Below are 18,448 nucleotides of genomic sequence, written 5' to 3'. Positions count from 1 at the left end.
CGCCGCTAATGGCGAACCTTAGTCGAGGAGTTTCGCATGACGATCAGACATCTGGCGGCCCTGTCCCTTCTGGCCCTGCTGGCCGCCTGCAACCGTCCGGGCGAGGCGCCGGTCACGGCGCCTGCCGCCGAGGCCGAAGCCGCCGTGGCGCTGAAGGCGCCCGCCGGCGTCTATGCGCTGGATCCGACCCATGCGACGCTGCAATGGTCGGTGCTGCACAACACCATCTCGAACTACACCGCCCGTTTCGACAAGCTTGAGGCGACGCTGACGCTGGATCCGGCCAATCTCGGGAACTCCCGGATCACGGCGACCATCGATCCGACCTCGGTCGACGCCGCCTATCCCGCCGACTACGAGGCCTCGCACGCGGGAACCGGCTTCCACAGCTGGAACGACGACATGGCGAATAACGCCAAGTTCCTGAACGCCAAGGCCTTCCCGACGATCAAATTCGTATCGACCTCGGTTGAACAGACCGGGGCGCGCACGGCCAAGGTGACGGGCGACCTGACCTTCCTGGGCCAGACCCGTCCGGTGACGCTGGACGCGACCTTCAACGGCGAGATCGAACGGCATCCGTTCGCCCAGGTTCCGGCCGTCGGTTTCGCCGCCGAGGGCCGCTTCAAGCGCAGCGACTTCGGCATGGCCGTGGGCCCGGTCGGCGACGAGGTGACGATCCGGTTCGACGGCGAGTTCATCCAGCAGGCCGCCCCGGCCGCCCCGGCGAACTGATCGTCCGCACCTAGACCACCGAAACGGCGGCGGAGGCAGGCTCCGCCACCGTGCTCATTTTCGCCTGATCGAAGACCGCTCATGACCGCCGCCCATCGTTATTCCGCCGTCGCCGTCACCCTGCACTGGGTAATCGCCGTCTGCATCCTGTCGATGATTCCGATGGGGTGGTGGATGACTGCGGCCATCGAGCAGCCCGACAGCCAGGCCCTGGCCTATCGGGTGTTTCAGATCCACAAGTCGATCGGTTTCCTGATCCTGGCCCTGACCGTGGTGCGGATCGTCTGGCGGCTGACGCACCGGGGGGCGGCCCTGCCGCCCGGGATGAAGCGGTGGGAGGCCTTCGCCGCCCATACGACCCATGTGGCCTTCTACACCCTGATGCTGGCCTTGCCGCTGACGGGGTGGCTGTATGTCTCGGCCGGCTGGGCCGTGTCGCAGGACCGGGCGCTGGAGGTGGCGACCAGCTGGTTCGGCCTGTTTCCCATCCCGCACCTGCCGGGCGTGGCCGAACTGGCGGCGGGCGTGAAACGGGCCCTGGCCTTCCAGGCCATGGGGGCGCATGCGGCGATGGCCTGGGGCGCGGTCGTCCTGGTCGCCCTGCATGTCGGGGCGGCGCTGAAGCATCAGTTCGTGGATCGCGACGGCGTGCTGTCGCACATGGTCCCGTTTCTCAAGCCTGGCCTGAAGGCGGAACACGAGCCATCGGGTTCGGCGCCGTCCTCCCCCTGGGCCGAGCGGGGCGTGGGCGTGGCCCTGATCGCCGTCGTAGCCGTTGCGGGCGCGGTGGCGGCGCGGCCCTACGCCATGCCCGGTCTGGAGATGACCCGGACGGAGGCGCCCGCTCCGGTCTCGGCGCCGGCGTCAGGCCCGGTCTCGGCGGAGGCGCCGGTCACGCCGGGGACGGCCGCCGCCTGGACCATCGACTCCGCCGCCTCGAGCATCGCCTTCGGCGGAACCCATGCGGGCGCGGCCTTCAAGGGGCGGTTCGAACGCTGGGAGGGCCAGGTCTGGTTCGATCCGGCGGATCTGGCGGGATCCAAGGCCGTGATCACGGTGCAGACGGCGTCGGCCCGGACCGGCGACCCGACGCAGGAGGGCTCGCTTGAAGGCGCCGAATGGTTCGATCCGAGCCGGTATCCGACCGCCCGGTTCGAGACCACGGGCTTCCGCGCCCTGGGCGGCGACCGCTATGAGGCGCCGGGCAGGCTGCGGATCAAGACGACCACCGTGCCGGTCGTCCTGCCCTTCACTTTCCGAGAAACCGGCGGCGTCGCCGCGGTGGACGGCCGGCTGGAGCTGGACCGCACGGCGCTGGACATGGGCATGGAGTCGGACGCGACCGGGGACTGGGTGTCGAAGATGATCGGCGTCCAGATCAAGGTCACGGCGCGGCGGGTCGGCTAAGGCGACGAATGCGCCGCCGCTTGCCCTGAGGGAAGTCAGGCCTTAGGGGTCCGCGCCTTGATCAATGATTCAGGGAGCGGTCGATGACCCTCGCACTTCTGTTTCCGGGACAGGGCAGCCAGGCCGTCGGCATGGGCGCGCAACTGGCCGACGCCTTCGCCTCCGCCCGCGAGGTCTTCGCCGAGGTGGACGAAGCCCTGGGCCAAAAACTGTCGGTGCTGATGCGCGAAGGCCCCGAGGACCAGCTGACCCTGACCGAGAACGCCCAGCCCGCCCTGATGGCGGTCTCCGTGGCGGCGATCCGGGTGCTGAAGGTCGAGTTCGGCTTCGACGTCGCGACGGCGGCCTATGTGGCCGGTCACTCGCTGGGCGAATATTCGGCCCTGGCGGCGGCGGGAGCGATCTCGCTGTCGGACACGGCGCGGCTGCTGAAGCTGCGCGGCCAGGCCATGCAGCGCGCGGTTCCGGTGGGGCAGGGGGCCATGGCCTCGCTGATCGGACCCAAGACCGACCTGGCCCTGGCCGAGGCCGCGGCGGCGGCGGGCGCCGAACTGGGCGTCTGCGTGGTCGCCAATGACAACAACGCCGGGAACATCGTCATCTCGGGCGAGAAGGCGGCCGTGGACCGGGCCATCGAGAAGGCCAAGGAACTGGGCGCGCGGGCGATCCCGCTGAACGTCTCGGCGCCCTTCCACTGCCCGCTGATGCAGCCGGCGGCGGACGAGATGGCGGCGGCCCTGGCGTCGGCGACCATCCTGGCGCCGGTCGTGCCCGTGGTGGCCAATGTGCTGGCGCGGCCGGAAAGCGATCCTGAGGTCATTCGCCGGCTACTGGTGGAGCAGGTGACCGGCCGTGTGCGCTGGCGCGAGAGCATGGAGTGGATGGCGACCCCAGATTCGCAAGACGGGGGCGGCGTGACGCGCTTCGTCGAGATCGGCTCGGGCAAGGTGCTGACCGGCATGGCCAAGCGGATTGCGCCGGACGCAGAATGCCTGCCGCTGAACACGCCGGAAGAGCTGGAAGCCTTCGTCAAGGGAGTGACGAGTGGCGAGTGACGAGTGGCGAGTCGTTCGCCCCGCCTCTTTGCTTTTTCTCGCCACTCGCCACTAATCACTCGGCACTTCGGAGACACAGATGTTCAATCTTGCAGGCAAGACCGCGCTGGTGACCGGCGCGACGGGCGGGATCGGCGGGGCGGTGGCGCGGGCGCTGCACGCCCAGGGCGCGACCGTGGTGCTGTCGGGCACGCGCGAGGCGGTGCTGGCGGACCTGGCCAAGGAACTGGGCGAACGAGCGCATTTCGCCACGGCGAACCTGTCGGACCCCGAGTCGGTCGACAATCTGGTGAACGCGGCCGAGACGGCGGCGGGCTCAGCCCTGGACATCCTGGTGGCCAATGCGGGCATCACCAAGGACGGCCTGCTGATGCGGATGAAGGACGAGGACTTCCAGTCGGTCATCCAGATCAATCTGGAGAGCTATTTCCGCCTGACCCGCGCGGCGGTGAAGGGGATGATGAAGCGCCGGTCGGGCCGAATCATCGGCGTGACCTCGGTCGTTGGCGTCACCGGAAATCCGGGCCAGACCAACTATTCCGCGTCCAAGGCCGGCATGATCGGCTTCTCCAAGTCGCTGGCGCAGGAGGTCGGATCGCGCGGCATCACCGTCAACTGCATCGCGCCGGGCTTCATCGCCTCGCCGATGACCGATGTGCTGAACGAGCAGCAGCGCGAGACCATTCTGGCCCGGATTCCGGCCGGTCGGCTGGGGACCGGCGACGAGATCGCGGCCGCCGCCGTCTATCTTTCGTCGAACGAAGCGGCCTATGTCACGGGCCAGACCCTGCATGTGAACGGCGGCATGGCGATGATCTGATCGCGATCACGAAATTCAACAGACTATTTCTTGCCCGAAAGCCTGTGCTAAAGGGCAGAACGCAACGGCGGTTCGGGCTTTCGGGCTTGCGTCGCCTTCGCTGCCGTGAGACGGCGATTTACAAGCTACCCCCGCCTCTACGGCGATTTCAAACAGGCAGAGAGACACTCATGTCCGACACCCTCGAGCGCGTTCGCAAGATCGTCATCGACCACCTGGACGCCGATCCGGACAAGGTCACGGAAAAAGCCAGCTTCATCGACGACCTGGGCGCCGACTCGCTCGACAACGTCGAGCTGGTGATGGCCTTCGAAGAAGAATTCGACATCGAGATCCCGGATGACGCCGCCGAGCACATCCAGACGGTCGGCGATGCGGTCAAGTTCATCGACGAAAAGTCGGCCGGCTGATTTCAGCCCCCGACTGGCGGCCCGCTGGGCCGACGGTTCACAGGGCCGCCCGGCGCTCCTAGCGGAGACGCCCGGCGGCCTTTACTGTTTCTGACCCATGCGAATCCGAAGTGATTCTCCGGGTTCGGACTGGAGAATTTTAGGAGCACGCACCATGCGCCGCGTCGTCGTTACGGGCATCGGTCTGCTGACCCCCCTGGGTTGGGGTGTCGAGAAGAGCTGGAAGGGCATCGTCGAGGGACGGTCGGGCATCCGCCCGATCACCGCCTTCGACACCACGGGCTATGGCTGCACCATCGCCGGCGAAGTGCCGAGCGTGGATGGGCGCGGCGGCGGCGGCGAAGGCGACTTCGACCCCGAGAAGATCATGTCGGTCAAGGACCGCAAGCGAGTCGACGACTTCATCCTGTACGCCATTGCGGCGGCGGACGAGGCCCTGGCCGACGCGGACTGGAAACCCGAGACCGACGAGGACAAGGAACGCACCGGCGTCATGGTCGGCTCCGGCATCGGCGGCCTGGGCGCGATCGCCGAGACGGCCATCGTGCTGAAGGAACAGGGGGTGCGCCGCGTCAGCCCCTTCTTCATCCCCAGCGCCCTGATCAATCTGGCCGGCGGGCAAATTTCTATCCGCCACGGCCTGAAGGGGCCGAACCATGCGGTCGTCACCGCCTGCGCCACCGGCGCCCACGCCATCGGCGATGCGGCCCGGATGATCGCCCTGGACGACGCCGACGTGATGGTGGCGGGCGGGGCGGAAAGCTCGGTCGTGCCGCTGGGCATCGCCGGCTTCCTGGCCTGCAAGGCTCTCTGCACCGCCTATAACGACACGCCGGACAAGGCGTCTCGTCCCTACGACCGGGGCCACGCCGGCTTCATCATGGGCGAGGGCGCCGGGATCCTGGTGCTGGAGGAATACGAACACGCCAAGGCGCGCGGGGCCAAGATCTACGCCGAGATCGTGGGCTACGGCATGAGCGGCGACGCCCACCACATCACCGCCCCGTCCGAGGACGGCGAGGGCGGGGTGCGGGCCATGAAGATGGCGCTGAAGCGGGCCGGAATGCAGCCGTCGGACCTCGACTATGTCAACGCCCACGGCACCTCGACCATGGCGGACTGGATCGAGCTGAAGGGGATCGAGGGACTGGTCGGCGATCACGCCCAGAACCTGGCCGTCAGTTCCACCAAGTCGATGACCGGCCACCTGCTGGGCGCCGCCGGGGCCATAGAAGCGGCCTTCTGTGTCCTGGCCATCCGGGACCAGGTGGCGCCGCCGACGATCAACCTGGATGATCCGGAGATGGAGACGCCGATCGACCTGGTCCCGAACAAGGCCAGGCCGATGAAGATCGATGTCGCCATGTCCAACAGTTTCGGCTTCGGGGGCACAAACGCCTCGGTGATCTTCAAGAAGGTCGACTGACATGTTCGGACGGGGGCGGGTTGAAAGGGTGCGGGGCGGTTCGGGTCTGACGGTGACGTTGCTGACCGCCTCGGCGACGTTCAGCCTGTTCCTGATCGCCGCCCTGGCGATTGTCTGGGGCGTCTACTTCGGCCCGGGGCCTGGCGCCCGTCAGGGAGACCGCACGGTCGTGACCCTGGCCAGCGGGTCGGGCGTCTCGGCCATCGCCGCCCAGCTGAAGGCAGCGGGGGTCATCCGTTCGACCGACCTGTTCAAGGCGGCGGCGACCTTCACCGGGGCGGACCGCAAGCTGCGCGCCGGCGAATACGAGGTGCCCTCGGGTACGTCGCTGGGCGGAGTGCTCAAACTGTTGGTCGATGGCCGGGTGGTGCGCCATTTCGTGACCCTGCCGGAAGGCTGGTCCTCGGCCCAGGCGCTCGACATCCTGAACAAGGAGCCGGTGCTGACCGGCACGGTCGATGTCCTGCCGGAGGAAGGCAGCCTGTGGCCCGACACCTATGAGATCGCACGCGGCGACACGCGCCAGTCGGTGATCGACCGGATGCAGCGGGCCGCCAGCGAGAATCTTCGACTTTTGTGGGCGCAACGCGGACCGGGCACCGTGGTGCGAAACCCCGAGGAGGCGGTGATCCTGGCCTCCATCGTCGAAAAGGAGACGGGCCTGGCGGCGGAACGTCCGCGGGTGGCGGCAGTGTTTTCCAACCGGCTGCGTCAGGGGATGCGGCTGGAGAGCGATCCGACCATCGTCTATGGCGTCACCCAGGGTCGTCCGCTGGGGCGGGGCATCCGTCGGTCGGAGCTGGACCGTCAGACGCCCTGGAACACCTATCAGATCGACGGCCTGCCGCCGACGCCCATCGCCAATCCGGGCAAGGAGGCGCTGCAGGCCGTGCTGAATCCGCCGGCTGAACAGGCCCTGTTCTTCGTCGCGGACGGATCGGGCGGTCACGCCTTCGCCGCCACCTATGAGGAGCATCTGCGCAATGTGGCCCGCTGGCGTCAGATCGAGCGCCAGAAGGCCGGATTGCCGCCCGAGGCGCCGGCGCCGGTCGCGCCGGGAACCAGCGCTGTCCCGATGGCGGAACCGGCCGAGCCGACGCCTCAGACGTCCGGGCAAGCGACCCTGACCCTTCCCGTCGGCGCCTCGCGAGGCGCGCCATGAGCCGGCTGTCCGGCATGACCGGCTTCGGCCGGGCGGACGGGGCGGGCGAAGGCTGGACTTGGTCCGTCGAGGCCCGCTCGGTCAACGGCCGCAATCTGGAGGTCCGGTTCCGCGGCCCCAATGGATTCGATGGTCTGGAACGGGCCGCCAAGGCGGCGGCCCAGGCGCGTCTGGCGCGTGGCCAGGTCACCATCGGCGTTCAGGCCAAACGGGTCGAGACCGGCGAGGCGGCCGTCACCATCAATGCGGCGGTCCTGGCCCGCTATCTGACCCTGGCCAATGAGCTGGCCGAGGACGGGGCGACCCCGCCGTCGGCCGACGGCCTTCTGGCCCTGCGCGGGGTGATCGAGGCCCCGGAAGAGGTGGACGACCCCGAAGCCCGCGCCATCCTGGAAGCCGCCATGGCCGGAACGGTCGAAGCGGCCTTGGACGCGCTGAAGGCCTCGCGCGAGGGCGAAGGCGTGCAGCTGACGCCGGTGCTGGAAGAGTTCATCCGTCGAATCGCGGCCCTGGTTGCCCAGGCGGAAGGCGAAGCCCAGGCCCAGGTCGTCGCCATCCGCGATCGGTTCAGCCGCCGCATGTCAGAACTGGCCCCTGATGCGCCGGGTCTGGAAGACCGAATCTTCCTTGAAGCGGCGGCCCTGGCGACCAAGGCGGATGTACGCGAGGAGCTGGATCGGCTGACGGCCCATATCGATGCGGCGCGGCAACTGCTGGTCTCGGCGCCCGCCGGGCGGAAACTGGACTTTCTGATGCAGGAATTCATGCGTGAGGCCAACACGCTCTGCTCGAAATCGGCTACGACCGCGCTCACCGGAATCGGCCTCGAACTGAAGGCCGTCATCGAACAGTTGCGTGAACAGGTCCAGAATGTCGAATGAACGCACGCCCCGCCGGGGCGTCCTCCTGATCGTCGCCAGCCCGTCGGGCGCGGGCAAGACGTCGCTGTGCCGCCGGTTGATGGCGGATCACGGCGGGCTGGAGCTGTCCGTGTCGATGACGACCCGCGGCATCCGGCCGGGCGAGGTCGATGGGCGCGACTATAATTTCGTCGATCGTGAGCGGTTCCAGAAGCTGATCGACGCCGACGCCTTCCTGGAATGGGCCGATGTGCACGGCAATCTGTACGGCAGCCCGCGCGGCCCCGTGGACCGCGCCCTGGCCGAGGGTCGCGACGTGCTGTTCGACATCGACTGGCAGGGCGCGCGGGACGTGGCCGAGAAATGCCCCGAGGATGCGGTGCGGGTGTTCATCCTGCCGCCCAGCCTGGAAGAACTGCGCCGTCGCCTGATCACCCGGTCGCAGGATTCGGACGACGTGATCGAGCGCCGCGTCGCCAACGCCAAGGGCGAGATCGAACACTGCGACGCCTTTGACTATGTGATCGTCAACGAGGATTTCGACCGGTCTTACGCCGAGCTGGCGCACATCTATCATGCCGAACGGTCGCGTCGTTTCCGCAATCTGTGGGTGGGCGACTACAAGGCCGCCCTGCTGCGCGAGCCGGTCTGAGAAGAACCCGATCCGGGCAATCGACCTGGAAAGAACAACGACACCGCGGCCGGCGGAGGGGGAACAGTGCCGCCGCGGTGTCGTCTTCGGCTGAGAAGCGGCGCCGACATCACGCCAGGCGGGGGCGTCCTACGCGACGTCGACTTCGGCGCTGCTCAACTGCACCCTTTATTCCACAACAGGAGTTCCAGAGGGTAAATTTCTATCTAGGGGCGATTGCTTAGGTACGCCCCACGATTGCCAAGTCGATGTTTTGCGGATGCGATCAGAGCGGCGTGCGCGCCGCGAACCAAGGCGTGAGTCGCGCCAGGGCCGTCTCGACCTCGGGCGTGGAAACGGCGAAGCTGATGCGGATGAAGCGATGGCCGTCGACGGGATCGAAATCGACGCCGGGCGCGGTGGCCACGCCGGTATCACGCAACAGTTGTTCGCAGAAGGCCACGCTGTCGTCCGTCAGATGGCCGATATCGGCCCAGATGTAGAAGGCGCCGTCGGGCGGCGCGATCTTCTTCAGGCCGAGGGTCGGCAGGGCCGCCAGCATCAGGTCGCGGTTGCGGGCGTAGGTCTGGATATGGCCCTCAAGCTCGTCGATCGCGTCCATGGCGACCAGGCCGGCGTGCTGGCTGAGGCTGGGCGGGGTCAGGAACATGTTGCCGATATAGGCGCGGGCGGCGTCGATCAGGGTCTCGGGAACCAGCAGCCAGCCCAGGCGCCAGCCGGCCATGCTCCAGTATTTGGAGAAGCTGTTGATCACCATGGCGTCGGGCGCGAACTGCAGCATCGACGGTGTCGGGCCGACGTAGCTGAGGCCATGATAGATCTCGTCCGAGACGATGGCGATGTCGCGCGCGCGACAGACATCGGCGATGGCGGCGAGTTCTGCCTCGGGGATGATGGTGCCGGTCGGATTGGCGGGGCTGGCGATGATGACGCCGGCGGGGGCCGGATCCAGGGCTTCCAGTTGAGCGGCGGTCAACTGGAACCGGGTGTCGGGACCGCAGGCGATCTCGATGGGTTCCAGGTGCAGGGCGCGCAGGGTGTTGCGATAGGCGACATAGCCGGGGCGGGCCAGGGCGATGCGGTCGCCCGGCCTGAAGCGGGTGCTGAGCGCCAGGACGAGGGCGGGGGAGGCGCCGCAGGTCAGCAGGATGCGGTCGGGATCGACCGTGACGCCGTAGTGATCTTCATACAGGCGTGCGATCCGGGCGCGCAGGTCGGGGCTTTCCCAATAGCCCATGGCGTCGGCGTCCAGCACCTGATGCGCGCGGGCGATAGCCGCGACGGGGGCGCCTGTCGAGGGCTGGCCGAACTCCATGTGGATGATCGAACGGCCCTGGGCCTTCAGCTGGTGCGCCAGACGGCTGACGGAGATTGCGCGGAAGGGTTCGACGGTCATCTTTTCGGTCGAGTCCAGGAACGATTAGCGAAGTAGGACACGGCACGCATTCCAGCCAACATCATCAAGCCCGTACCCAACAGGACCCAACCGATGGGGTGAGCGTGACGCTCCATGAACGACGGGTATTCTTGCGAAATACAACGGCCATAAGCAAACAAGGTCAGTATCAACCAACCAGTCAGAGCTAGCTGCAATGCGACGGCATGTCCGACAGCCCTAAGCGCTCGCTTAAATCCGAAGCTGATCATCGCAAAAACAACGATGAGGGCGCAAATCCCCATGAACCACGGCGCACGTTCTATAGCACCAGTTACGTCGCAGCTCAGGCCCATGCCGACACTGAAGATTTCCAGTCCCGACTGTAGAATCAGCATCACGCCGACTATCAGGACGAACAAAACTGAGGGCCAAGGACTTCTACGCGGACGCGTTATCACCTTCGGCCTTTTGTCGGTCATTGGAGCGCATCCGCCAGACGCAGGAAGCCCGCGACGTCCACGGTTTCAGCCCGCACGTCCGGCTCGATGCCGGCGGCCTCGCATAGCTCGGCGCCGCCCAGTTGTTTCAGGCTGGAGCGCAGCATCTTGCGGCGCTGGCCGAAGGCGGCGGCGGTGACGCGTTCCAGCTTCTTCAGGCGTTCAGGCGACGGCCGCTCGTCCAGCGGGACCAGATGGACCACGGCCGAGGCCACCTTGGGCGGCGGGGTGAAGGCGGCGGCGGGCAGGTGCATGACGATGCGGGCGGTGCAGACGGCCTGGGAAATGACCGCCAGCCGGCCATAGGCGTCGTCGCCGGGCCCTGCGGCCACACGCTCGGCGACCTCCTTCTGGAACATCAGGGTCAGGCTGTGGGGCAGCCACGGGCCGGTCAGCCATTTTATCAGCAGGGCCGTGCCGACGTTGTAGGGCAGGTTGGAGACCATGTGGGCGGGGCCGGAGACCAGGTCCGCCTCCTTCACCTTCAGCGCATCGGCCTCGACGATCGTCAGGCGGCCGGAGCCGTCGTCCAGTTCGGTCAGCAGGGGGACGAAGCGCGGATCCTTTTCGACCAGGACCACGGGGCCGGCGTCGGATTCCAGCAGGGCGCGGGTCAGGCCGCCGGGGCCGGGGCCGACCTCGATCACGGCGCGGCCGTCGAACGGCCCGGCCATGCGGACGATCTTGCGCGTCACATTGAGGTCCAGCAGGAAATGCTGACCGAAGCTCTTCTTGGCCAGCAGGCCGTGGGCGTCGAGGGTTTCGCGGAGGGAAGGAAGGTCGGTCACAGGCCCTGTTAGCGCGCGGCGCGCGCCGCCGCCATCTCCGAAGCCAGTCGGACGGCGGCGATCAGGCTGTCGGCGCGGGCGATCCCCTGGCCGGCGATGTCGAAACCGGTGCCGTGATCGGGCGAAGTGCGGATGATCGGCAGGCCCAGGGAGACGTTCACTCCCCCCCAGAAGTCCAGGGTCTTGACCGGGATCAGGGCCTGATCGTGGTACATGCACAGGGCGGCGTCATAGCCGGCCCGCGCCTCGTCGTGGAACAGGGTGTCGGCGGGCCTGGGGTCGGTGATGTCGATTCCTTCGGCCCGGAGCTGCGCAGCCACCGGGCGCAGGGTCTCGATCTCCTCCACGCCCAGAGCGCCGCCTTCGCCGGCGTGAGGGTTCAGGGCGGCCATGGCCAGGCGCGGACGGGCGATGGCGAAGTCGCGCTTGAGGCTTTCGTGAACCACGCGGGCGGTGCGGGCCACGCGGTCTGCGGTGATCAGTTCCGCGACCTGTCCCAGGGCGACGTGGATCGTGACCAGGCAGGCCCGCAGATCCCTGGCGGTCAGCATCATCACCGGCCCCCGCGTGCCCGGATAGGGGGCGTCTGCGGTCAGTTCGGCGATGAATTCCGTATGGCCCGGAAAGCGGAAACCCGAGGCGTACATCGGGGCCTTGGCGATCGGCGCGGTCACAAGGCCCGACGCCTCGCCGGACAGGACGAAACTGACCGCTTCTTCGATGCCGTCGGCGACGGTCGGCGCATTGGCCGGATCGGGACGGCCGACCTCGACCGCGGCCGGCAAGGGGCGATGGATCACCGGCAGGGCGCGCCCGAAAGGCTGCAGCGCATCGGCGGGGGTGTTGATTTCGACCACCAGCACGCCCTGAGCGCGGAGCAGGTCCGCGTCGCCGATGACGGCGAAGGCCAGCGGCTCGGTCTTCAGGGCGTTCCAGGCGGCGGCCACGATCTCCGGCCCGACGCCGGCGGGTTCGCCCAGCGTCAGGACCAGAGGCCGGGTCATTTGAACTCGATGAGGGCGTCGCTACGCAGATCGCGCAGATAGCGGCGCTCGAGCACGGCCAGGTTCTGGGAACGCAGACGACCCTCGACCTGTTGACGGTTCGGGGCCTCGGGGCCGCCGACCCGGCGACCGCAGACGGCGACCAGGTGCAGGCCCAGCGGGGTGCGGATCGGCGTGGAGACCGAGCCGATCTCGCCGGTGCGGGCGAACTGCTGGAACTGGGGCGCGAGGTTGGCGACATCTGATTCGCCGAGGTCCGCTCCGATGACGCCCTGGGTCGCGCGCGCCTGGGACAGGATGTTGTCGCAGTTCAGTCCCTGACGCAGGCCTTCCAGAGTGCGGGTCGCGGCGGCCAGATCGGCTTCCGACGCCGTCTCGGGCAGTTCGACCATCAGCTGCCGCAGAGAGACCAGGCTGGTCGCCGCGCCGTCGCGCTTGTCGCGCATATAGATGATGTACACCCCGCCATCGACGGCGATCGGGTTCGACAGCTGGCCGGGCTGGAGTTGGTCGAAGATAGTCTGAAGCGCGGGCTGGACCGTGCCCTTGACCACCCAGCCGGCGTCGCCGGGCACCCGGGCCGAAGCCGAAGGCGCCGATGAGAACTGTTGGGCGACGGCCTGGAAGGGCGCGCCCTGGATGATCTGCTGCACCAGTTGGCGGGCGCCGTTCATGGCGGCTTCCTGACCGCCGACTCGGGCCGCCTCGATATAGATTTCGCCGATCAGATACTGGGGCTGGGCGGCCGCGTCATTGAGACGACGGACTTCCTGGTCGACCTGGAGCGTGCTGGGGCGCGCGCGGCTGTTGAAGCGGCCGGGCACCAGCTGTCCCCAGCCGATCTCGGTGCGCAGGCTCTCGCGGAAGGCGTTCGGCTGGATGCCGCCCTGCTGAAGGAACTCCATATAGGCGGCGGGGGTGACGCCGGCCTGGCGCGCCATCTGGGCGATTTCCTCGTCGATCTCCTGGTCGGTGACTTTCAGGCTTTCGAACTTGGTGATCTCCTGCGCCTTCAGGCGCTGCTCGATCAGCCGGTTGAGGGCGGCCTGCTGGATCGCCGGCAGGTTCTGCTCGGTCGGCTGGACCTGCGACGAGGCGATCAGCATCAGCATCTGCTGACGCAGATCGAATCCCGTGATGATCTTGTCGTTCACCGTGGCGACGATGCCGTCGGCCATCTCGAACTGGGGAGCGGGGCGAGCCGTTGCGGGACCGTCGCCGGCCGCAGGATTCGGCGCTCCGGCGGCGGACGCCTGCGGAGCGGCCGGAGCGGACGCCGTCTGACCATGAGCCGAACCGGCGAGGAGGACCGCCGCGAGCGCAGCCCCCGTCGAATAACGCATCAAACCCATTGGTCGTCCTGATTCCTCACAGCGGTCCGTTTGCCAGGTCGGCAGACGGTCGCGCCCCGTAAAGCGTCATGCTCAACGCATTTCACCCTGTCCATAACCTGAACCTCCGAAAGTGGCGAGGTTTAGGCGTATATAGACGCCATCCGACGGTCCGCTGGCCCGCACCCGTGTATTGTCGCGGCGATATCCGAACTCGACGCGGAAACAGTCGTCGTCGAACAGCACGCCGACCTCCTGACGGGTGATGACGTTCCGTTCGAGATCGGCGATGCCCGTGACGGCGACGCCCCAGTCGCCATAGACGAACTGTTGTCCCGAAAGCTGGACGAATTCGTAGTTTCGATTCTGATCGCCGGACAAGGGATTGGATCGATCGACGATATAGCTGACGGACGCGAGATTTCGGCGTCCCCAGCGGCCGTCTACTGCGGCCTCGGCGCGACGAATGTCGCCGGACCCGTCAATGGTGGCGTGACCCCAGCTGCGAATTCGGTCGGAAGGAGAGAAACTGCCCTGCACCACCCAGTCCGACGCCGAGGACGCAAGACCGGTCGGATCGTAAAGCGCGCCGGTCGTGCTGTCCGGCACCGTGGTGCGGAAGGCGTCTTCGTCATCGGCGCGATAGCTTCGGCCGACGAACAGGCTGGCGCTGCGGCCTTCAGACCAGCGAACCGTCGCACGACCGCCGGCCGTGACCCGCGATCCGCCCTCGACCAGATCGTATCCGGAGAAGCGATCCATGCGGAACAACGATGACTCGTCCAACTCGATGACCTGCGAATCCTCGTTCGGAATGCGGGGATCTATGTCGGCCTTGTTGGAAACCGAAACCTGTACGACCGGCTCGAGGATGATGTCCGCGCGCTGGGTGCGTTTGATCAACGGATAGCTGACATCGACCCCGGCGCTGAAGCGCGTGCGGCTGAGCGACTCGTCGCTGTCGACCCCCATCATCGGCGGCAGATCGGACAGGGAGTAGAGATCGACCCTCGCGTCGACAAACGGCTCGACCCGCAGACCCAGGCCAGTGATGAAGGTTCGACGCCATTCCGCCTGGGCGGTCACTCGCCGGCTATCCACGCCGGACAAGCCCGTCGTCACCGCCGGCACGATGTCAGGGTTCAGGATCGGCGTGCCGACGAAATTATCGCGGTACAGCGAAACCGCCGATCCCTTCAGCCGCAGTCGACCGCCGAAGACGTAGCCTGCGGGTTCCCAGCGCGCATCGATCAGCGGCGCGACCAGGGGCAGATCGTCGTCCTCCTCGAACACCTTGAAGCCGGAGGCGTCGCGGAAGTCGTTGGCCTCGAAGGCGGGGTCCAGCCGCAGGCTTTGAATGGAGAAGGCGGCGACCGAAACATAGGATTGCTCGGTCTGACGCTCGGCGTAGATCTGGCTGATCAGCCGACGACGGTCACCGTAATACAGCCCGTTGTCCTGATAGGTGTTGCGCACGTCATACCGGTCGAACAGGGTCTTGTCGGACGTGCGCTCCGCCGTGAAGCCGAAACGCCAGGGGCCGTCAGGATCGTATTCGCCGTGGGACAGCAGATAGCTGCGGTGTTCCTTGTCGCCGAAACGGACGTTGCTTTCATAGGCGCCGTCGCCGTTCAGGTCGAAATCGCCGAAATTGCGTTCGTAGGTGTAGCCGCCGCGCGCAAAGATCGAAGCGTTCACGAACCGGCGGCGCCATTGCAGGTTCAGCAGCGGCGCGACGCGCGTGTTGATCTGCGGACTGATGAGCCAGTCCTCGGACGGCGACACGACGTGAAGATAGGGAGCCTCGATCGAGACGCCCCGGCCTTCATCATAGTTGATGATCGGCACCAGCAAGCCAGACGCCCGTTTCACCGTAGGGTCGGGGTGGGCGAAAAACGGGGTGTAGAAGACCGGGACGCCGCCGACCCGGAAGATGGCGTTGCGATAGATGACGGCGCGCAGGGCTTCGTCCTGGACCACCTTTTCCGCCTGGATCGAGATGCTGGGCCGTTTGGGACCGTTTGCATCACAGATCGGGCAGGGGGTGAAAATGGCGTAGTTCAGTTCATTGACGTTTTCGCTCCGCCGAACCGCCGTCGCCGCCATCAGACTGGCGCCGTTCTCGAACCGTGTCGCGAAATCGACCGCTATGGCCGCCTTCAGGTCGCGATCGGTTTCCAGATGGCTGGCGTAGACGATGGTCCCATCCGCCGACACGGCTTCGACGCGCCCGCTGGCCGAGGCGGCGCCGCTGGACAGGTCATAGGCGAGGTTGTCGCCACGCAGCACATTGCCGTCTGCGCGCAGATAGACCCGGTCGCCGCCGTTGCTTTCGGCGGTGATCAGATCGCCGGTGCGGCTGGTGCTGGCGGCGTCGACATAGACGGCGCCTTGAGGCAGGCCGTCCGAGGCGGGCGTCGTCTGCGCTGCGGCGACACCGGCGAAGGGGACGCAGACGAACAGGGCCGCGCCGGCCAGAAGCCGCGCCCGGAAGGCCTTCGAACGCTGATCGCGATCACCCTGCATGAACCATCCGTCTGTCTTGAGCGAGGCGCTCGCTTAGCCGTCTTCGGTATAGAACAGCAAGGTGAAGGCGGCGAGCGCCGTCAATATCGGCGGCAACCAGGCCGCCACGAAGGGGGGCACCACCTCGGCCGATCCCATGGCGGACGAAAACTGGTTCAGGAAGAAGAAGGCGAAGCCCAGGACCACGGCCGCCACGCTCATCTTCGCCAGGTCGCCCAGACGCATCAGCCGCAACGAAAACGCCGCCGCCAGGATCGACATGGCCGCAAACACCAGGGGGGTGACCAGCAGCTGCTGGAAGCGCAGGCGATAGGCGGTGGAGGCGAAGCCGGCGTCCTCGATTCGCTGGATCTGATTCGGCAATGACCAGAAGGGCGTCGATTGGGGGCGGGCGAACCGCTCGAAGGCCTCTTCATCCGCCAGGCTGGAGAGGAGGTCGAGGCTGGAATAGGTCACGGCGCGCTGGCCGATGCTGGCGCCCACCGCATCGGTCAACCGCCAGCGGCCGGCGCTGAGGGCGGCGGACCGGGCGTCGATCCGCTCCGAGAAGTCCCGGTTGCCCTCTGCATCGGTCGTGTAGATGAAGAAGGTGACATCCAGCAGCCGGGCGTTGGCGCGGTCCTGCCGCCCGGCGCGAATGATCATCTGCCTCTGGTCGTCGCCCTCGCGCAGCCAGATGGCGTCGTTGGAACTGGCGCCGGGGGCTGTTCCGGAGATGCGCGCCCGTTCGCGCTGCCACAGGCCGTCGCCGGCCGAAGCGAGCGGGCCCAGAACGGTCACGGTCAGAACTCCCAGGACCAGGGCCATGCCTGCAGCCGGCAGCACGAACCGCCAGGCCGAAACGCCCGCCGCCCGCATGGCCACCAGTTCGCTGCGCCGATTCAGGCCGATATAGGCGGCCAAGGTTCCGAACAGGAAGACGAAGGGCAGAAGCTGAACGATCACCGACGGCGATTTCAGGGCTACGAGGCCCAGGATACGCAGGGCGGACAGGTCCTGATCCGAACCTACGCCGCGCGACACCTCGACGAAGTCTATAAGCATGACCAGGGCGGAGATCACGGCCAGGGCCACGCCCAGGGAACGAAGCTGCTGGATCAGCACATAGCGTTCGATCCGCCCCAGCCGAGGCAGACGCAATCGGGAAGGCGAGAGAAGGGCCAGGGTCATGCGAATCTCGCGCGCAGCCGGTCGATGACCGGCGACTTTCGGCGCTTGCGGGGCTTGAGGGCGCGGAACAGCAGCCGCACGGCCGCTGCGACGACGATCAGGGGCGCCAGATACTGCAGGATGTTCATCCACGGGTTCCAGGCGCTGGCGGCCACCAGTCCGTAGCCGATCACCCGGACCAACAGGAAGACGCCCGCCGCCTTGGCGATCCGAAGCGAATAGCCGGTGCGGCTGAACGATCCGCCCATGATGGCGGCCAGGGCCATGGCCATGGCGACAAGGGCGTAGAGCGGGGCGGCGATGCGGGCGTGGGCCTCGGCCAGCAGTTCGCCGCGCGAGCCGGCGGTCTCCAGCACGCGGGGCGAGGGATTCAACAACTGGCGAAGATAGAGGTCTGCCGGCTTGTAGCGAATCTGCTCGGTCACGCCGGAGAACTGACCCAGGGGGAAGTCGTATCTGTCAAAGGACAGGGTCTCGAGGACGCCGCGCGACGAATATTTCTGCCAGGAACCGTCGATCATGGTGAGAACCGGCTCATTGGCGGCGTCACGACCGAAACGCGCCTCGGCGGCGCTCCAGTTCTGGGTCGACTTGCCGTCATCGAGGTAGACGAACAGGTTTTTCAGAAGGCCGTTCTGTTCGATCTGCTGGACATAGACGGTCAGGCCGTCCGGTCCCTGGACGAACTGGCCCTCCTCGACCAGCAGGGCCGCCAGGTCCGTGCGAATGGCGAAAGCCTGGTTGCGGGCTTCACGCTGGGCCCACGGCTGGGCGAACAGGGTCATCACGAGATTCAGAATCAGCACGAGGAACGCCAGTCGCGCCGCGGGCGAGATCACCTGCCATCGCGTCATTCCGCCGGCGAAGGCCGCCGTCAGTTCCTGCTCGCGCTGCATTCGGGTCAGGGCGATGAGGGCGCCGACGAACAGACCGATCGGCAGGATGACCGCCAGCAGCTGAGGCAGGGCCAGCAGGGTCAGTTTCACCATGACCCACACGCTCTGGCCGCGTTCGACAATGACTTCCAGTTGGTCGAGGCTTTGGCTCAGAATCCCGATTCCAGCCAAGGAAGCGCAGGCCGCAACCACGGGCAGCGAGATCTGGCGGAAAAGGTATCTTTGAATCAGGGTCATGGGCGGATGGACTTCGCCCGGTTGCAGGCGGCGATAATGAGGCGCATCTAGTAGCACAGGAGGGCGCGTCCGCGACAAGCAGACGCGCCGTTTG

The 18,448-nt window shown here is 67.0% G+C and carries 17 protein-coding genes; 9 read left to right on the top strand and 8 right to left on the bottom strand.

Annotation, left to right across the window (positions count from 1 at the left end; genetic code table 11):
- Positions 1-36 precede the first annotated feature (36 nt).
- The 9 genes from ACP7CK_RS10225 (at position 37) to gmk (ending at position 8,527) form a co-directional block, all read left to right on the top strand.
- The gene (locus tag ACP7CK_RS10225; RefSeq protein WP_372704487.1) at positions 37-735 is read left to right on the top strand and encodes a YceI family protein; all 699 of its coding nucleotides are present in this window, start codon (positions 37-39) and stop codon (positions 733-735) included.
- 81 nt (positions 736-816) lie between these two features.
- Positions 817-2,142 (top strand): cytochrome b/b6 domain-containing protein, encoded by a 1,326-nt coding sequence (locus ACP7CK_RS10220; protein WP_426025942.1) that lies wholly within the window; start codon positions 817-819, stop codon positions 2,140-2,142.
- 83 nt (positions 2,143-2,225) lie between these two features.
- Positions 2,226-3,197, top strand: a complete 972-nt coding sequence (fabD, locus tag ACP7CK_RS10215) for an ACP S-malonyltransferase (protein WP_426025941.1) — start codon at positions 2,226-2,228, stop codon at positions 3,195-3,197.
- 79 nt (positions 3,198-3,276) lie between these two features.
- Complete coding sequence (fabG, locus tag ACP7CK_RS10210) at positions 3,277-4,017, top strand: 3-oxoacyl-[acyl-carrier-protein] reductase (protein WP_035308603.1); 741 nt, start codon at positions 3,277-3,279, stop codon at positions 4,015-4,017.
- A gap of 170 nt (positions 4,018-4,187) precedes the next feature.
- Positions 4,188-4,427: an acyl carrier protein gene (locus ACP7CK_RS10205; RefSeq protein ID WP_008264317.1), complete on the top strand. Its 240-nt coding sequence runs from the start codon at positions 4,188-4,190 to the stop codon at positions 4,425-4,427.
- 154 nt (positions 4,428-4,581) lie between these two features.
- A complete protein-coding gene (gene fabF / locus ACP7CK_RS10200) occupies positions 4,582-5,853 on the top strand; it encodes a beta-ketoacyl-ACP synthase II (protein ID WP_426025940.1) in 1,272 nt (423 codons plus the stop codon).
- 1 nt (position 5,854) lies between these two features.
- On the top strand, positions 5,855-7,015 hold the full coding sequence (mltG, locus tag ACP7CK_RS10195; protein WP_426025939.1) for an endolytic transglycosylase MltG: 1,161 nt from the start codon (positions 5,855-5,857) through the stop codon (positions 7,013-7,015).
- Positions 7,012-7,896 (top strand): YicC/YloC family endoribonuclease, encoded by an 885-nt coding sequence (locus tag ACP7CK_RS10190; RefSeq protein WP_372704492.1) that lies wholly within the window; start codon positions 7,012-7,014, stop codon positions 7,894-7,896. Before mltG ends, ACP7CK_RS10190 begins: the two co-directional genes overlap by 4 nt.
- Complete coding sequence (gene gmk, locus ACP7CK_RS10185) at positions 7,886-8,527, top strand: guanylate kinase (protein WP_008262586.1); 642 nt, start codon at positions 7,886-7,888, stop codon at positions 8,525-8,527. The genes ACP7CK_RS10190 and gmk overlap by 11 nt, the downstream gene beginning before the upstream one ends.
- Positions 8,528-8,792: 265 nt before the next feature.
- On the opposite strand, the gene ACP7CK_RS10180 is transcribed toward gmk, so the two are convergent.
- The 8 genes from ACP7CK_RS10180 to ACP7CK_RS10145 form a co-directional block, all read right to left on the bottom strand.
- Positions 8,793-9,923 carry a pyridoxal phosphate-dependent aminotransferase gene (locus ACP7CK_RS10180; protein WP_426025938.1) on the bottom strand — a complete coding sequence of 377 codons (1,131 nt, stop codon included), beginning with the start codon at positions 9,921-9,923 and terminating at the stop codon, positions 8,793-8,795.
- Positions 9,920-10,300 carry a hypothetical protein gene (locus ACP7CK_RS10175; protein ID WP_426025937.1) on the bottom strand — a complete coding sequence of 127 codons (381 nt, stop codon included), beginning with the start codon at positions 10,298-10,300 and terminating at the stop codon, positions 9,920-9,922. Before ACP7CK_RS10175 ends, ACP7CK_RS10180 begins: the two co-directional genes overlap by 4 nt.
- A gap of 80 nt (positions 10,301-10,380) precedes the next feature.
- Positions 10,381-11,190: a 16S rRNA (adenine(1518)-N(6)/adenine(1519)-N(6))-dimethyltransferase RsmA gene (gene rsmA / locus ACP7CK_RS10170; RefSeq protein WP_426025936.1), complete on the bottom strand. Its 810-nt coding sequence runs from the start codon at positions 11,188-11,190 to the stop codon at positions 10,381-10,383.
- Between the two features lie 8 nt (positions 11,191-11,198).
- Complete coding sequence (pdxA, locus tag ACP7CK_RS10165) at positions 11,199-12,194, bottom strand: 4-hydroxythreonine-4-phosphate dehydrogenase PdxA (RefSeq protein WP_426025935.1); 996 nt, start codon at positions 12,192-12,194, stop codon at positions 11,199-11,201.
- Positions 12,191-13,546, bottom strand: coding sequence for a peptidylprolyl isomerase (locus tag ACP7CK_RS10160; RefSeq protein WP_230307514.1), 1,356 nt, complete (start codon positions 13,544-13,546; stop codon positions 12,191-12,193). The genes pdxA and ACP7CK_RS10160 overlap by 4 nt, the downstream gene beginning before the upstream one ends.
- A 72-nt stretch (positions 13,547-13,618) precedes the next feature.
- On the bottom strand, positions 13,619-16,051 hold the full coding sequence (locus tag ACP7CK_RS10155; RefSeq protein ID WP_426025934.1) for an LPS-assembly protein LptD: 2,433 nt from the start codon (positions 16,049-16,051) through the stop codon (positions 13,619-13,621).
- Between the two features lie 33 nt (positions 16,052-16,084).
- Positions 16,085-17,221, bottom strand: coding sequence for an LPS export ABC transporter permease LptG (gene lptG / locus ACP7CK_RS10150; RefSeq protein ID WP_052005010.1), 1,137 nt, complete (start codon positions 17,219-17,221; stop codon positions 16,085-16,087).
- Positions 17,218-18,354 carry an LptF/LptG family permease gene (locus ACP7CK_RS10145; protein WP_035308460.1) on the bottom strand — a complete coding sequence of 379 codons (1,137 nt, stop codon included), beginning with the start codon at positions 18,352-18,354 and terminating at the stop codon, positions 17,218-17,220. Before ACP7CK_RS10145 ends, lptG begins: the two co-directional genes overlap by 4 nt.
- Between the last annotated feature and the right edge of the window lie 94 nt (positions 18,355-18,448).

Origin of the sequence: Brevundimonas sp. TSRC1-1, from assembly GCF_049898245.1 — a bacterium.
GTDB classification, from domain to species: Bacteria; Pseudomonadota; Alphaproteobacteria; order Caulobacterales; family Caulobacteraceae; genus Brevundimonas; species Brevundimonas mediterranea_A.
Note: the sequence above shows the minus strand (reverse complement) of the source record. Positions and strands in the feature narration are given on the sequence as shown.

Excerpts from the sequence above, each read along its gene's own strand:
- ACP7CK_RS10175 (WP_426025937.1), bottom strand. The coding sequence starts at position 10,300 with ATGCTGATTCTACAGTCGGGACTGGAAATCTTCAGTGTCGGCATGGGC.
- gmk (WP_008262586.1), top strand. The coding sequence starts at position 7,886 with ATGTCGAATGAACGCACGCCCCGCCGGGGCGTCCTCCTGATCGTCGCC.
- ACP7CK_RS10155 (WP_426025934.1), bottom strand. The coding sequence starts at position 16,051 with ATGCAGGGTGATCGCGATCAGCGTTCGAAGGCCTTCCGGGCGCGGCTT.
- pdxA (WP_426025935.1), bottom strand. The coding sequence starts at position 12,194 with ATGACCCGGCCTCTGGTCCTGACGCTGGGCGAACCCGCCGGCGTCGGG.
- ACP7CK_RS10205 (WP_008264317.1), top strand. The coding sequence starts at position 4,188 with ATGTCCGACACCCTCGAGCGCGTTCGCAAGATCGTCATCGACCACCTG.
- ACP7CK_RS10160 (WP_230307514.1), bottom strand. The coding sequence starts at position 13,546 with ATGGGTTTGATGCGTTATTCGACGGGGGCTGCGCTCGCGGCGGTCCTC.
- fabF (WP_426025940.1), top strand. The coding sequence starts at position 4,582 with ATGCGCCGCGTCGTCGTTACGGGCATCGGTCTGCTGACCCCCCTGGGT.
- fabG (WP_035308603.1), top strand. The coding sequence starts at position 3,277 with ATGTTCAATCTTGCAGGCAAGACCGCGCTGGTGACCGGCGCGACGGGC.
- ACP7CK_RS10220 (WP_426025942.1), top strand. The coding sequence starts at position 817 with ATGACCGCCGCCCATCGTTATTCCGCCGTCGCCGTCACCCTGCACTGG.
- lptG (WP_052005010.1), bottom strand. The coding sequence starts at position 17,221 with ATGACCCTGGCCCTTCTCTCGCCTTCCCGATTGCGTCTGCCTCGGCTG.
- fabD (WP_426025941.1), top strand. The coding sequence starts at position 2,226 with ATGACCCTCGCACTTCTGTTTCCGGGACAGGGCAGCCAGGCCGTCGGC.
- ACP7CK_RS10145 (WP_035308460.1), bottom strand. The coding sequence starts at position 18,354 with ATGACCCTGATTCAAAGATACCTTTTCCGCCAGATCTCGCTGCCCGTG.
- mltG (WP_426025939.1), top strand. The coding sequence starts at position 5,855 with ATGTTCGGACGGGGGCGGGTTGAAAGGGTGCGGGGCGGTTCGGGTCTG.
- ACP7CK_RS10225 (WP_372704487.1), top strand. The coding sequence starts at position 37 with ATGACGATCAGACATCTGGCGGCCCTGTCCCTTCTGGCCCTGCTGGCC.
- ACP7CK_RS10180 (WP_426025938.1), bottom strand. The coding sequence starts at position 9,923 with ATGACCGTCGAACCCTTCCGCGCAATCTCCGTCAGCCGTCTGGCGCAC.
- ACP7CK_RS10190 (WP_372704492.1), top strand. The coding sequence starts at position 7,012 with ATGAGCCGGCTGTCCGGCATGACCGGCTTCGGCCGGGCGGACGGGGCG.